Source organism: Brevibacterium samyangense, assembly GCF_039529845.1.
Lineage (GTDB): Bacteria > Actinomycetota > Actinomycetes > Actinomycetales > Brevibacteriaceae > Brevibacterium > Brevibacterium samyangense.
The window spans coordinates 46,291-59,953 of record NZ_BAAANO010000010.1 but is presented as its reverse complement, the minus strand read 5'-3'; the positions used below and the strand labels follow the sequence as shown (position 1 = coordinate 59,953).

At 70.7% G+C, this 13,663-nt stretch carries 12 protein-coding genes; 5 read left to right on the top strand and 7 right to left on the bottom strand.

All coding sequences use genetic code 11. The features are described 5' to 3' along the window. Positions 1 to 350 precede the first annotated feature (350 nt). From ABD172_RS05830 to ABD172_RS05800, 7 genes are all read right to left on the bottom strand, one after another. Positions 351 to 746, bottom strand: coding sequence for a helix-turn-helix domain-containing protein (locus ABD172_RS05830; RefSeq protein ID WP_344307803.1), 396 nt, complete (start codon positions 744 to 746; stop codon positions 351 to 353). A gap of 882 nt (positions 747 to 1,628) precedes the next feature. After that, positions 1,629 to 2,018, bottom strand: a complete 390-nt coding sequence (locus tag ABD172_RS05825; protein WP_344307801.1) for a hypothetical protein — start codon at positions 2,016 to 2,018, stop codon at positions 1,629 to 1,631. 306 nt (positions 2,019 to 2,324) lie between these two features. Beyond that, positions 2,325 to 3,113, bottom strand: a complete 789-nt coding sequence (locus ABD172_RS05820; RefSeq protein WP_344307799.1) for a GyrI-like domain-containing protein — start codon at positions 3,111 to 3,113, stop codon at positions 2,325 to 2,327. Positions 3,114 to 3,359: 246 nt separating this feature from the next. Continuing rightward, positions 3,360 to 4,478: an ABC transporter permease subunit gene (locus ABD172_RS05815; RefSeq protein WP_344307798.1), complete on the bottom strand. Its 1,119-nt coding sequence runs from the start codon at positions 4,476 to 4,478 to the stop codon at positions 3,360 to 3,362. After that, positions 4,475 to 5,518: an ABC transporter ATP-binding protein gene (locus ABD172_RS05810; RefSeq protein WP_344307797.1), complete on the bottom strand. Its 1,044-nt coding sequence runs from the start codon at positions 5,516 to 5,518 to the stop codon at positions 4,475 to 4,477. The genes ABD172_RS05815 and ABD172_RS05810 overlap by 4 nt, the downstream gene beginning before the upstream one ends. Positions 5,519 to 5,874: 356 nt before the next feature. Then, positions 5,875 to 7,059 carry a VIT1/CCC1 transporter family protein gene (locus ABD172_RS05805; RefSeq protein WP_344307796.1) on the bottom strand — a complete coding sequence of 395 codons (1,185 nt, stop codon included), beginning with the start codon at positions 7,057 to 7,059 and terminating at the stop codon, positions 5,875 to 5,877. A 143-nt stretch (positions 7,060 to 7,202) separates the two neighbouring features. Further along, on the bottom strand, positions 7,203 to 8,198 hold the full coding sequence (locus ABD172_RS05800; protein ID WP_344307795.1) for an aldose epimerase family protein: 996 nt from the start codon (positions 8,196 to 8,198) through the stop codon (positions 7,203 to 7,205). Positions 8,199 to 8,407: 209 nt separating this feature from the next. Between ABD172_RS05800 and ABD172_RS05795 the strand changes: the two genes are divergently transcribed. The 5 genes from ABD172_RS05795 (at position 8,408) to ABD172_RS05775 (ending at position 13,501) form a co-directional block, all read left to right on the top strand. Then, entirely contained in the window at positions 8,408 to 10,183 is a 1,776-nt protein-coding gene (locus ABD172_RS05795; RefSeq protein ID WP_344307793.1) for a M20/M25/M40 family metallo-hydrolase, read from the top strand. A 75-nt stretch (positions 10,184 to 10,258) separates the two neighbouring features. Then, a complete protein-coding gene (locus ABD172_RS05790; protein ID WP_344307791.1) occupies positions 10,259 to 10,711 on the top strand; it encodes a DUF3817 domain-containing protein in 453 nt (150 codons plus the stop codon). 55 nt (positions 10,712 to 10,766) lie between these two features. After that, positions 10,767 to 11,642 carry an aminotransferase class IV gene (locus ABD172_RS05785; protein ID WP_344307789.1) on the top strand — a complete coding sequence of 292 codons (876 nt, stop codon included), beginning with the start codon at positions 10,767 to 10,769 and terminating at the stop codon, positions 11,640 to 11,642. 150 nt (positions 11,643 to 11,792) lie between these two features. Next, positions 11,793 to 13,106: a glycosyltransferase gene (locus ABD172_RS05780; protein ID WP_344307787.1), complete on the top strand. Its 1,314-nt coding sequence runs from the start codon at positions 11,793 to 11,795 to the stop codon at positions 13,104 to 13,106. An 89-nt stretch (positions 13,107 to 13,195) separates the two neighbouring features. Continuing rightward, positions 13,196 to 13,501 carry a DUF4235 domain-containing protein gene (locus tag ABD172_RS05775; RefSeq protein WP_344307785.1) on the top strand — a complete coding sequence of 102 codons (306 nt, stop codon included), beginning with the start codon at positions 13,196 to 13,198 and terminating at the stop codon, positions 13,499 to 13,501. The last annotated feature ends 162 nt before the right edge of the window (positions 13,502 to 13,663 follow it).

Genomic DNA, 13,663 nt, shown 5'->3' with positions numbered 1-13,663 from the left:
CCCACCTCCGGAACCCGGGTCATCGTGACGGGACTGGTACATCGCCCGAGGCGCCGCGCGGCACTCCCGGAGCCGCACCTCGGCGGGGTGGTCGGGTGGCCGGGCCGGCGCCTCGGAGGGGTGGCCTTCCGGGCGCCTCGGTGGGGCGGTCGCGCCGGCGCCTCGGTGGGGCGGTCGCGCCGGCGCCTCGGTGGGTGGCCTTGCCGGTGCCTCGGCGGATCCAGCGGTTTGCTCCGCGGGGCACGATTCGAACTGCTGCCGGCGGCTTGGTCCGCTTGCCGGTGAGGGCAGGGCCGGCGGCGACGGCTGGGCCGGCGGCGACACAGTGGGCGCCTTGGGCGGTGCGCGGGTCAGCCGATGCGGTAGAACTCGCCGTCGAGTTCGATCTCGACGTGCACCCGTCCGCCGAGGGCCTGCGCGTACTGGCGCAGGACGTCGAGCGGGAGCTCCTCCGACGGTCGGCGCTCGATCTTCGAGATGTTCGACTGGGAGACACCCATGATCGCCGAGATACACGCCTGGGTCGCCCCGAGAGTGCGCCGCAGCGATCGGAGTTCGGTGAACCGTGGGAGTACGGACTCCCGAGGAACGGATTCGTGGTGAACGAGCGTGTACTCGCGCGGCGGAGGCAGGACGGCAACGGTGCCGTGGCCGCGGGCAGCGAGAGCGGAGGCCTCGGTGACGACGGGGCCTCCGTCGAACACAGGGTGGCGGGAAGCGGCTTGGGACACCGTTCTGCGGAGCACGGAGATCCTCCTTCGGTCTCGGACGGGGTCCGTGGGTGGGGACGGGGTGAGCGGACGGAATGCCTCTTCGATGGTGCAGTCGATTCCGCGTCCGGAACTCCATCTCACGATTCGACCGCGGGGCTCTCGGATTTCGATCTCACGAACAGTGCGAACGAAGGATCACCCGCCGAGGCAACTCATCAACACACCGGCGGCTTCGCGACCTGGGTGGGGTTGAGAGCCGCCTTGCAACACGGGCACCCGAAGTGTGCACCTGCAGTGGAACCGGGATCGTTCGCGTAACCGCGCAGGCTCACGAGGTTCGCCCCGCACAGGGGGCACAGCAGTGGACTCGTCTCACCCGTCGGCCGATTCGCGCGCGCGGATCGATGCGGGCGCCCGGACGGATTCGTTGCCCTGGACGGGTTCGTGGTCCCGGACGGAGCCGTGGTCCCGGACGGATTCGTGGTCCCGGACGGAGCCGGCGACCCGGCCGGTTCCCGTTGCCGGGCTCCCGTCCTCCTGCTCGTCCGCGGTTCCCCGACCATGACGAACGTCTCCGTACCTGCCGTCGCACCTTCCTTGTCGAGCCGGATCTGCCTCATCGCGTCTCCCGATTCCCCCTCGTCCACCGTCCGCCGTGGTACGCGACCCGGGCAGCAACGCCCGCGCGACGGCCATCGTGCCGCCGCGGTGCCCGCACGACCGTCGGGTACTCGTGCCGTGGGACGAGGGCGGATCAGGAACCGGAATAACGGGGGTGGGAACATTCCAGCTGCGACTTTTCCGGCGGTCGCGGTCATGATGACAACGGATTCGCCCAGGGAAATCGAATCGATTGCCTTCTCGTGAGAAGGCGAAGGAAACGATTGGCCTGGGCGAAACCGTTGGAGTGACGGTTCAGTGCGTGTGGCGCTCGAGGATCTCGCCGGCACTGCAGAGCAGATCATCGAGTTCGCCGATGAGCACCGCGCACTCGGCCTGCTCCTCGGCCATGAAGTCGGGCTTCACCCGGCAGGAGGCCTCCCGGAGTTCGAGCACGAGCTCACGCGCGGACGCGAGGAACTCGGAAACGGCGAGCAGATCGGCAGCAGACCTCGCCGACGAACCGGGCGCGACCCGCGAACCGGCCCCCGTCCGCTGCCCGGCCCCCGCCCGTTGCCCGGCCGCCGGCCGTGGACCCCGCGATTCCGGCACCCCGGCATCCGCCGCACGAGAACCGGAATGCCGTTCGCTCGGGACGCGGGACTTCGATGTGGTATCCGGGGCTCGGGTCGGTTCCACGGACACGGCACTCCTCCTTCGGACGGTCCTCCTGCGGAACCACTGTCCCCGCACCCCGCCGCGCCGATCGTGCGGTCTTACCGTCCGGTACTCCACGTCCTCGCATCCCGGACGGCACCGGGGCGGGCCCCACGCGCTCCTCGGCTCGCTCCGGCCCGGGCGACGGATTCACCCACGGCAACCGAATGAGTTTCCGTTCGCGTGCACGGAAACTCATTCGGTTGCTCCTGTCGATTCCGTTGCTCACGACGAACTGCCGAACCCACTGCCGCAACCCACTGCACGCGACCGACCGACTGCCGCACGCACTCGTCACCCCACCGCGCGCACCGGCTGGCGGAGGATCGTGCGCAGTTTCGCGGGCGCGGTCCGGCGGGTGTCGCTCAGGTAGATCTCGTGGTGTGTGCCGGCGAGCTCGAGTCCCTGCTCGGCGATGAACGCGTGCATCCGTGCGATGACCGGCCCCTCGCCGTCGAAGGAACCCACGTGCAGCGTCTGCACGCATCGCCCCTCCTCGAGGGAGGCGAACCGGACCTCGCCGAGGCGCCCCACCGCCTCGGCCGTCCGTCCCCCGGCACCGGTCCCGCCCCCGGCACCGGTCCCGGCCGCGGCGCTGATCCCGTCCCCGGTCGCTGTCCCGTCCCCAGCACCGGTCCCGGCCGCGGCTTCCGAGGCGGACCGCCGGCCCGTTCCGGCCGCTTTCTCCGCTTTCTCCGCTTTCTCCGCTTTCGCGAGCGCACCCGCCCGCGCGACCTCGACGTCGGCAGCGCCCAGCCAATCCGGCACGAGCAGCATGAGCGTCCAGTCCCACTGCGCCTTGTCCCGCCCCGAGGTGAACGCCGCCATGTCCTCCGCCCACCACAGTCCTTCGAGCGGGGGTACGACGTAGTCCCGGCCGAGCTCCCGTTTCGAGCGGAACTTGAGTCCGTACGCGATCGGATAGAGGGCACGGAGAGCCGCCTCGAACTCCGGGGACGTGTTGGGGTCGCCGTGCCCGTCGAACATGAGGTAGTTCCGTGCCGGCAGTTCGACCTCGCGCAGCTCTCCCCGGCGCGCGGCGTAGGAATCGAGTGTCTTCCTCAGGTCGACCTTCTCGTTCATGCCCTCAGTGTGCGCGCACTCCGCCCGGCCGGCCACTGCTGCGCCGCCTGTCGCCGGGCCGCGCCCTCACGCCACAGCGGCCGGAGGAAACCAGCCACAGCGGCCGAAGGAATCACCCACGGCAACCGAATGTGTTTCCGTTCGCGCGCAGGGGAACTCTTTCGGTTGCATCTGTCGATTCCGTTGACGCACGCCCGGGGGACCACGCCGCACGCCCGGGGCACCACGCCCCCGCGCAGTCCCACCTCACGCGTCGCGCACCTTGAGCGTCACCGCCGCGAGTGCCCAAACCGCAGCCGCGTACCCGGCGAACACCGCGATCCCCTCACGGGCCCGCAGCCCGGCGGGTTCGCCCTCGGCAGGCGGTTTCACGCCCTGGAGGATCACCTGTTCACCGGCGACGGACGGCAGGTACGTGTAGATGTCGTGCACCCACGCCGCATCGGAGGACAGCGTGACGATCTGGAACACGGTCGGCAGCACCATGAGCACTCCGACGACGACGCAGATCGCGCCCGCCGTGTGCGTGATCAGCCCGCCGATCCCCACACTCAAAACGCACACGCACGCGAGGTACAGCCCGACACCCACGAGCGCCCGCTGCTGCACCGTCTGACTCAGGTCCACCGCCGAGGCGCCGGTGAGCATGTCCTCGGTCGCGAAGTACGCACCGATGAGTCCCGCATAGGACACCGTCACGGTCACGACGAGGACGACGAGGGTCTTCGCCACCATCACCGAGAACCGCCGGGGCGCGGCCGCGAACGTCGTCCGCATCATCCGCGTCGACAGTTCGCCCGTCATCACGAGCACCGACATCACCGCGACCGTGAGCTGCGCGAACATGTATCCGAGGCTCACGACGGTGACGCCCGGCAAACGCGAGTCCGCGGTGAGCGTCATGCCGGTCTTCGGGTCGATCGCGCGCCCGCTCGGCCCCTCCATCGAGCCGATCGCCTGCGCCATGAGCACGGCCATCCCGATCATGAGGGCGAGCGTGAGGAGGGTCGTCACCCACGTCGACCGCACGGTCCACAGTTTGATCCACTCGGCCCGCAGCACACGCACGAACCGGATCGGTCGGACCTTCCACGGTCTCGTGAGGCCCACGCTCGTGGTCCGGCTCCGCGGCAACGGCTCCGGCCTCGCACGCCTCCGCCTGGCTCCTCCCGGCTTCGCCCGTCCGGACCCCGAGGCGCCGCGCCCCGCATCCGACCGTGCCGCCTCCCGGCGCAGGTCCCTCCGCCTGACGGGCGCAGGTGCCGGTGCAGTGGCCGGCCCGGACTCCACCGTCTGCGCGTCCGAGTTCGCCGGGCCGGCGGTGTCCCGGACCGCGGGCTCCGTGAGCGTCTGCGTGCTCGTCATGCCGCGCCTCCTGCCGTGCGGTACTCGACGGCGCTCGCGGTGAGCTCCATGTACGCCTCCTCGAGCGTGCGTTCGATGGTGCGCAGTTCCGTGAGAACCGTTCCGGTGCGTGCGGCCGCCCGCCCCACCTCCTCCGCCGAGGCGCCACGCACCTCGACCTCACCCGGCACCTGCCGGACCTCGGCGCCCGCGGCACGGAGCGCCTCGGCGAGGGCGGCGGACGGGGTGGCCCCACTCCGCTGCGGCGGCCGACCGGTCTCCGGGCCGCCCTCCCGGGCGGCCTCGGGACCTACGTCCGGGCCGGCGTCCCGCCCGGGTTCGCCGTCCCTGCGCTCACCCGCGCCCTCGCCCGCGACATCCCCGCACACCGCGCGGACACGGGTGTCCCCGCCGGCGACGAGTTCGTCGAGCGAACAATCCGCGAGGATCCGCCCCCTGCCGATGACGATGACGTGGTCGGCGGTGAGGGCGACCTCGCTCATGAGGTGACTCGAGAGGAACACGGTGCGTCCCTCCTCGGCGAGGCCACGGGCGAGGTCCCGGACCCAGAGGACGCCCTCGGGGTCGAGCCCGTTGACGGGCTCGTCGAGGATGAGGGTCTGCGGATCGCCGAGGAGCGCGGCCGCGACCCCGAGGCGCTGATTCATGCCGAGGGAGAAACCGCCCACGCGCCTGCCCGCGACCGCAGACAGCCCGGTGACCTCGAGGACCTCGTTCACCCGGCGGCGCGGAATGCCCTGCGTCGCGGCGAGGGCTGTGAGGTGGGCCCGGGCGGTCCGGCCGGGGTGCGCCGCGCCGGAGTCGAGGAGCGCCCCGGCCTCCTGGAGGGGCCGTGTGTGGGACGTGAAGCGCTTCCCGTTCACGGTGACCCGGCCCGAGGAAGGGCGGTCGAGGCCCATGATCATGCGCATCGTGCTCGACTTGCCGGCACCGTTGGGACCGAGGAACCCGGTGACCCGCCCGGGCCGCACCGTGAAGTCCACGTGATCGACCACGGTTTTGAGCCCGTGGCGTTTCGTCAGTCCTCGTGCCTCGATCACGTCGCTTCCCCCGGTCCGACTCACACGTTCCGCATTGCTCGTACTCGCTCGCGCGACCGGCGACGAGGGCCCCGGGGGCACACGTCACCTTGGTCACGAAACGGTAACAAGAGTGACATCGACCCGTGTGACCGGGAGGTAATTCCTGGAGGAAATTCCGGCTGGCGACGACGCGTCCGCACGCACCTCGGCGTCTCCTGTGAGCTCGCACGCCGCACGGATACGCGGAACAGTGCGAAAAACGGAACGCCCGATCCGCACCACCTCAGGGTTCACTGAGACAACGCGGACCGGGCATGTCGAAAAGGTGCGAACGGCCGCAGGGACGACCTCCGCGGCGCCTCCGCCGTGCGGGATCAGGCGATCGTCGTCCCGAACAGCAGGCCGAGGACGTAGGTGATCCCCGCAGCACCGAATCCGATCGCGAGCTGGCGCATCGCCCGGGGGACGGGCGAGCGGCCCGAGAGGATGCCGGTGATGCCGCCGGTGAGGAGCAGTGCCGCACCGACGAGCACGACCGCCACGAGCACCGCCGCCCAGCCCTCGAGGCCGACGAGGTACGGCAGGATCGGGATCACCGCGCCCGAGGCGAAGAAGCAGAAGGAACTCGACGCTGCCCCGAGTGCCGTTCCGAGTTCCGCGTGGTCACCCTCGTGCCCCGGTTCGCCCGAGGACTCGCCGGCACCGCGGGACGCGGTGGGGCCGAAGAGCGACCGCGCGCGTTCGCGCTTCTTCCGATCGGAGGAGTGGATCTCCCGCAGGGCGGCCACGGCCGTGGACTCCGCCTCGTCCTTCGGCATGCCACGGGCCCGGAAGACGAGCGCGAGTTCGTTCGCGTCGATGTCGAGATCGGCGAGCACCCTGCGTGCTTCGGGATCCGGGCGGGAGGAGTCGACGAGCTCACGCTGGGACCGCACCGAGATGAACTCACCGGCCGCCATCGACATCGCACCCGCGAGCAGTCCGGAGATCCCGGTGAGGAGGATCGCGCCGCTCGCCATCCCGGCGGCGCCCACACCGAGGACGAGAGCGAGGTTGGACACGAGTCCGTCGTTCGCCCCGAAGACCGCGGCCCGGAAGTTCCCGGACAGGCGCGCCCGGGAACGCTGGGAGAGCGCCCGGACGACCTCGGCATGGATCTTCTCGTCCGCCGCCATGGCCGCCGAGGCATGGACGTCGGCGTCGTAGGGCGAGCGCGTCTCGCTCTGCTGGGCGAGCGCGAGCACGAAGACGGTGCCGAACATCCGCCCGAGGAACGCGAGAACGAGAGTGCTCGCCTCGGGCAGACGCTTCTTCCCGGCCGCCGGCCCGAGGAGAGCGCGCCAGTACTCCTGGTGGCGCGCCTCGGCGTCCGCGAGGGCGAGGAGGATCTCCTTCTCGTCCCCCTTCTTCCGCTGCGCGAGCGCACGGTAGACCTTCTCCTCGAGCACCTCGTTCGCGAGGTACCGCTGCCACCGCAGGACGAGCTTTGCGGACGGGGCATGCGGGGCCGGCTCCCGCACGAGCGGGGCGGAGGGCGCGGAATCGGGTCGTGACGTCACCCCTCAAGCCTAGGAAAGCGACCCGGGGACTTCAATACTTGCGCAATTGATTGAACGTGAGGTCGCACACGGTCGCTCGCGCCCGCCCGGACCATCCGGGGCGGATCCGCGGGTAGGCGCGTCGACGCCGGAGAAGCCGCCCCTCACCCGACCTCGAGGCGCAACCCCAGCACGTCGCCGGGCGCCATCGGTTCGGTGATGCGTGCCGGCTCCACACACACGAAGCGCTCGAACGCCGTCGCGGTGGTGTCCGCGAGTCCGGCGGCCGGGTTCCACATGACGACGTCCGAGGCGTCCGTCACCATGTGCCACGACCGCTCCGTCCCGGCACCGGGAGTACCGGGGGCGGGAGCGCCGGCACTGCCGCCGCCCGCGGACCCATCCGCGCCCCCGGCCGCGCCGTCGACGACCTGGAGGTCCCGCTCGAAGGGGATCCCGAGGTACCCGACCGTGTCGATCCCGTCCGCCGGGAACACCCGCGGGCCGATCGCCTGGTCGAAGAGCGGGTCGAGATCCCCGTTGGGGATGCCGTACACGGTCGTGTGCCGGTAGTCGCCCACGAGGAAGTAGGTGTGGAGGGCGGCCGTGACCTCGTCGGCCGCGCCGGTGCCCGGCGCGGGATCCGCATCGTGGCGGAGTTCGAGGAACAGTCCGTCGTCGACACTCACGCTCAGGGTCGCGGCCGCGCCGTTCACCTCGAGTCGGCACCGCACCGCGGCATTCGCCTCGTTCGCCTCCGTCGCGTCGAGTTCCCAGATGTTCCGACGCGCCCATCCGTGCTTGGGGTCCGCGCGCAGGTTGAACCACGGCCAGCACACGGGGATCCCGCCGCGGATCGGGTCACTGCCGTCGAGCGCCGCTTCCGCGGACAGGAAGAGGGCGTCCTCGCGATCCGTGGGCCGCCAGGTGAGGACGTGGGCGCCGTAGCGGGAGAGGAACACGGTGCCGCCGGGCGCCTCGAGGAGGAGGACGTCGAGCGCACCGATCGACCCGGCGCTCACCCGGGTGCCGGTCGCCGCATTCTCCGCGAGCACCTCGGGCTCCGGGGTGTGCTCCGCGAACAGCGCGTGGAGGTCGTCCGTCGAGAGGAAGGGGGCATGAGCGGCGCCCGTGGCGCCGTCGTCCGTGATCGCCGTCATGCTGCCAGTATGCCCCGGAGTACACGACTCAGGACCCACTCCGGAATCGTCTCCGGGCTCCCGGCACCTCCACGTGCTCTTCCCGCTCCCGTGTCCGCGCACTCGGTTAGGGTGGTGCGCAATGTGATTGCCATCACAGCATGTTCCTCCTCCACGAGTCCTGGTTCCCCCGCGAACCGGGCCACCCCTCGATCGGACGAAAGGTTCCCATGTCTGCGCACCGCATCCCCGCGGCCCGGGCACGCACCGCCGCGCTCACCGCCACCACCGCACTCGCCCTCGCCGGTGCCTCCGCCCTCGTCGCCTCCCCGGCGAGTGCGGCCCCGGCGGATTCCACTCTCGGTGTCACCGGCGACGCCGCGATGGCCCACCTCTCCGAACTCGCCGCCATCTCCGAGGCGCACGCCGACTCCGGCTACCGCGCACTCGGGACACCCGGTTACGAAGCCGCTTCCACCTATGTCGAGGACACCCTCGAGGCCACCGGTGCCTTCGACGTCACTCGCCAGGAGTTCTCCGTCGACACGCAGGAGTTCGGGACTCTTTCGCTCACTGTCGACGGCACCGCATTCACGACGCTCGAGGGGATCTCGAACGGCGAGGGCACGTCGGAGCCGCTCACGGGCGTCCCCGTCACCGTCCCCGCGGACGAGGCGTACGGGGACGGCGCCGGGCCCGAGCTCGGCTGCACCCCGGAGGACTTCACCGCCGCCCAGGCGGGCACCATCGTCCTGCTCGAGCGCGGGGTCTGTGCGTTCGGCGACAAGATCACGAACGCGACCGCCGCCGGTGCCGCCGCCGTCCTCATCGCGAACAACGAGGAGGGCCCGCTCAATGCGACCGCGGGCGACCGGATCGAGGGGAACGCTCCCTCCGCCGGGCTGCAGATGGCCGAGGGCGACGCCCTCCTCGAGCAGATCCTCGCCGCCGGCGACGCCGGGCTCACCGCCGATCTCACGGTGGAGTCGACGTACCGCACGGTGGAGACGTGGAACGTCCTCGCGGAGACGAAGGAGGGTGATCCGGAGGACGTGCAGATGCTCGGCGCGCACCTCGACGGTGTCCCCGAGGGCCCCGGGGTCAACGACAACGCCTCGGGCGTCGCCGGTCTCCTCGCGGTCGCCGAGGGCATCGCCGGAGCCGGTGAGCCCGTCGACAACCGTGTGCGCCTGGGCTTCTGGGGCGCGGAGGAGGTCGGCCTCGTCGGGTCGACCGAGTACGTCGCGGGCCTGAGCGAGGACGAACTCGGCCGGATCTCCGCGTACCTCAACTTCGACATGATCGGTTCGGAGAACTACGTGGTCGGCACCCTCGACTCCGACGGATCCGACGTCCCGATCCCCGAGGGCGTGAACGTGCCGGAGGGTTCTGCGGCGCTCGAAGCGGTCTTCACCGACTACTTCGACGGCATCGGACAGCCGCACGTCGGCACCGAGTTCTCGGGTCGTTCGGACTACCAGGCGTTCATCGACAACGGGATCCCGGTGTCCGGCCTGTTCTCCGGTGCGGACGACATCAAGACGGAGGAACAGGTCGCGCTCTTCGGCGGCGTCGCCGGCGTCCAGCAGGACCGGTACTACCACACGATCGACGACACCCTCGCGCACGTGAACGAGGAGGCGATCGACATCTTCGTCCCGGCCATGGCCCACGCCGCGTCGACTCTCGCCTTCGATCCGGATCCGGTTCTCGCCGTCTCCTCGGACCGCCTCTCGGTCGCCGAGCTCAAGCTCTCCGGGATCGATGCGACCCTCACCGGCGCACAGCCGGGCTCCGAGGTCACGTGGGAGCTCATTGCCGCCAAGACCGGCGAGGCGGCCGCGTCCGGCAGCGGTTCGGTGGCGGACGACGGAGCCGCGACGATCAGGGTCGGGTCGCTCGACGCCCGCGCCGCGAAGGGGCTCCCGGGTGACTACACGCTCGAGGTCACGGTCGGCCACGACGTCCTCACCGCGGACGTGAGGATCTCCGGCTCCGGGAAGTGAGTTCCTGAACGCTGCCTGCATGTCTGCAGGGCTTCCTGAGAAAGGCGCTGGGGGTCGTCCGGGATACTTCTCCGGGTGACCCCCAAGCGACTTTTCTCGATCTTCGCCATCGGTGAGGCCATCACGTGGGCCCTCCTCATTCTCGGAATGATCCTCAAGTACGGCACCCGGACGACCGACGTCCTCGTGTCGATCGGCGGCGGCCTCCACGGATTCATGTTCCTCGCGTTCTTCGTCGTCACCCTGCTCGTCGGCATCTCGCAGGCGTGGCGACCCTGGGTGACGCTGCTCGGGCTCGCGAGTGCCGTCCTGCCCTTCACGACCATTCCCTTCGACGTGTGGGCGTCCCGCACCGGGAAGCTCGACGGGCCGTGGCAGCTGGCCCCGGGCGGGCGTGCCCCGCGCGGCGGCGTCGAGAAGGCGGTGCAGTGGGCATTCGGCCACGTCTGGCTCACCGCCGGCGTGCTCGCGGCATTCGTCGTCGTGGTGTTCACCACGCTCGTCGTCGTCGGCCCTCCCGGTTCCTGAACGAGTAAAGGTCTGCAGGGCACACCTTTGGGGATTTCCGGCGTATTCTGTCCGCATGCAGAACTCGCTGGTCCTCATCGATCCCACCGCCGGCACCTTCGCGGTCGCCGACCCCACCGCAGCGCACCTGCGCGTGGACGACCTCGCTCCGCACCGCGGCGACGGGATCTTCGAGACCGTGCTCATCACGCTCCACCCGGACGGCACGCACGCGGTCCACGCGCAGGGCCCGCACTTCGCCCGGTTCCGGAACTCCGCGGAGATCCTCGAGCTGCCCGTGCCCGACGAGACCCTCTTCCACGCCGCCCTCGACGCCGTCGTCGAGGACTTCCGCGCGAAGAACCCCGAGGCCACCGCCCTGTCGGTGCGGTACTCGCTCTCGCGGGGCCTCGACACCCCGAGCGCCTGGGCACTCACCATCCCGCTCGATCCGAAGTACGCCGAGCAGCAGGTGAACGGCATCCGCGTCGTCACCCTCGACAAGGGGTACGACGCGTACCTCGGCGAATCCGCGCCGTGGCTCCTCATCGGGGCGAAGACCCTGTCCTACGCGACGAACCAGGCCGCCGGTCGCTACGCCGCCGCGCAGGGTGCGGACGACGCCCTCTTCGTCTCCCACGACGGCATCCTCCTCGAGGGACCGACCTCGAACCTCGTGATCCGCCGCGGTGAGGAACTCGTGACCCCGGACCCGAAGGCGGGAATCCTCCACGGCACCACTCAGCGCACCGTGTTCGCCCACGCCGCCGAGGCGGGCCTCCTCACCTCGTACGGCGACCTCCGCCTCGAGGACCTCAAGAACGCCGACGGCGCATGGCTCGTGTCCTCCGTCCGCGCGGCCGTGCCGATCACCGCGGTGGACGGCACGGACATCGCCGTCGACTCCGAGCTCACCGCCCGGATGAACGACTGGATCCTCACGAATCCCTGAGGGAACGCCGATTCCGCCGGTCCGACACCCGTGACGTCGGATCCGCGTACGCGGCGTCCTCACCCACAGACCGTTCGCCCGGTCCACTCGATGCAGGGGTGGACCGGGCGAACCCTTTCCGACCCGCCGGGACACGCCTAGGCTCGCACCATGAGAGCGCTGCTCATGACCTTCGGCACCCGCGGTGACATCCAGCCCTATGCCGCCCTCGCGGTGGAACTCGCCCGCGCCGGTCACGAGGTCGTCCTCGCGATCCCCGAGCAGCTCACCGACCTCGTCCCCGCGGATCTGCGCACCCCGGAGAACCCGTCCGCTCCCGCGGGTCCCCGCGCTCCCGGGCCCGGAGCCATCACGGTCGCTCCTGCGGGCACGCACATGCTCGGCCTCCTCCGGGACGTCATGCCCGATCTGTCCGGCGCGCGCGACGGCCTTCGCACGATGTCGCTCATGCGTGCGGCGATGAAGGACCACCTCGAGGAGACGTGGCGGGCCGCGCAGTGCGAACCGGACGTCATCGTGTACCACTCGAAGTGCCAGGGCGCCCCGCACATCGCCGAACGTCTCGGCATCCCCGCGGTCCTCTCGATCCCGCTGCCCTTCTACACCCCGACGACCGCGTACCCTGCTCCGTTCTTCGGCGGTGCCTCCTTCGGCCGGGTGGGGAACCGCGCCTCGTACCGTGCGAACCGCCTGGGCAATGCGCTGTACGCGGACATGCTGAGCGACTTCCGGCAGCGGATCGGACTCGACGGACGGGTCGGTCGTCTGCAGGATCCCCTCGTGAACCCCGACGGCTCCCCCGTCGACGTCCTCTACCCGTACAGCCGCCACGTCCTCCCGGTCCCGCCCGACTACCCCTCGACCGCGCATGTCACCGGGTACTGGTTCCTCGACTCCCCCGCGGACGCCGTCCTCTCCCGCGACATCACCGACTTCCTCGAGGCCGACGAACCTCCCGTGTACATCGGCTTCGGTTCGATGGGATTCGGGAAGGGCGCCGAGGACCGCCGCGCCGCCGTCCTCGAGGCCCTCGAGCGTACGGGCCTGCGGGGCATCGTCGCCACCGGCTGGGGTGGGATCACCCCCGGCGCTGCAGCGGACCCCCGCGTGCTCGTGATCGAGGGCGCACCCCACGACGCCCTGTTCCCGCACTGCGTCGCGGTCGTCCATCACGGCGGTGCCGGCTCGGTCGCCGCCGGCCTGCGCGCCGGCCGGCCCACCCAGGTGGTGCCGTTCCTCGGCGACCAGCCCTTCTGGGGTGCCCGCCTCCACGAGCTGGGAGTCGGCCCGGAGCCGGTACCTCCGAGGCGCCTCGGCCGGTCGCTCGCCGCGCACCTCGGGCAACTGGTCGGCACCCCGGCGTACGCCCGCCGGGCGGGCGAGGTCGCCGCGGGGATCCGGGACGAGGACGGCACGGCCGCGGCACGCGGGATCCTCGAGCGGATCGTCGACCGGTGGGGGTGACCGGGACCCCGCCACGGGTACGCACGCGGACGTCGACGCACTAGAGTCGGAACCAGGAGTACGCACCGCCTACCTCGAAGGAGAAGCACATGGGTCCGCTCGCATGGAAGGTCCTCGGCGTCGGCGGCGGCGCGATCGCCGCATTCGCTGCACGCAAGGCCATCGGCATCGTGTGGGAGAAGAGCACCCACAAGCCCGTCCCCCTCAACACCCACGACGACGAGGTCGGCCTCGGCGAGGCGCTCGCCTGGACCGTGGTCTCCGGTGTCGGCATCGCCGTCGCCCAGCTCGTCGTCCAGCGGTTCGCGGTCCGGACGGTCCGCAACAAGTTCGGTGAGAAGGCGCTGCCGAAGAGTCTCCGCGCCACCCCGTCGATCTCGAATCTGAAGAAGTAACGCGCCGGAGCGCATCGCGTCGGCCGGGGCCTCGTGCCCCGGCCGTTCTTTTGCCCACCGGAAACTGCCCTAAATACCGTCCGAGGACCGGAAAACCCACGTCGGACGGCGTGTTCGGACCGGACTTTTAACAAACGTTCAGGCCCGGTCTACCATGAACCG

What these genes read in the sequence shown, in the direction of transcription:
- ABD172_RS05800 (WP_344307795.1), bottom strand. Translation starts at nt 8,198, where the DNA reads ATGACGGCGATCACGGACGACGGCGCCACGGGCGCCGCTCATGCCCCC.
- ABD172_RS05775 (WP_344307785.1), top strand. Translation starts at nt 13,196, where the DNA reads ATGGGTCCGCTCGCATGGAAGGTCCTCGGCGTCGGCGGCGGCGCGATC.
- ABD172_RS05785 (WP_344307789.1), top strand. Translation starts at nt 10,767, where the DNA reads ATGCAGAACTCGCTGGTCCTCATCGATCCCACCGCCGGCACCTTCGCG.
- ABD172_RS05820 (WP_344307799.1), bottom strand. Translation starts at nt 3,113, where the DNA reads ATGAACGAGAAGGTCGACCTGAGGAAGACACTCGATTCCTACGCCGCG.
- ABD172_RS05795 (WP_344307793.1), top strand. Translation starts at nt 8,408, where the DNA reads ATGTCTGCGCACCGCATCCCCGCGGCCCGGGCACGCACCGCCGCGCTC.
- ABD172_RS05780 (WP_344307787.1), top strand. Translation starts at nt 11,793, where the DNA reads ATGAGAGCGCTGCTCATGACCTTCGGCACCCGCGGTGACATCCAGCCC.
- ABD172_RS05815 (WP_344307798.1), bottom strand. Translation starts at nt 4,478, where the DNA reads ATGACGAGCACGCAGACGCTCACGGAGCCCGCGGTCCGGGACACCGCC.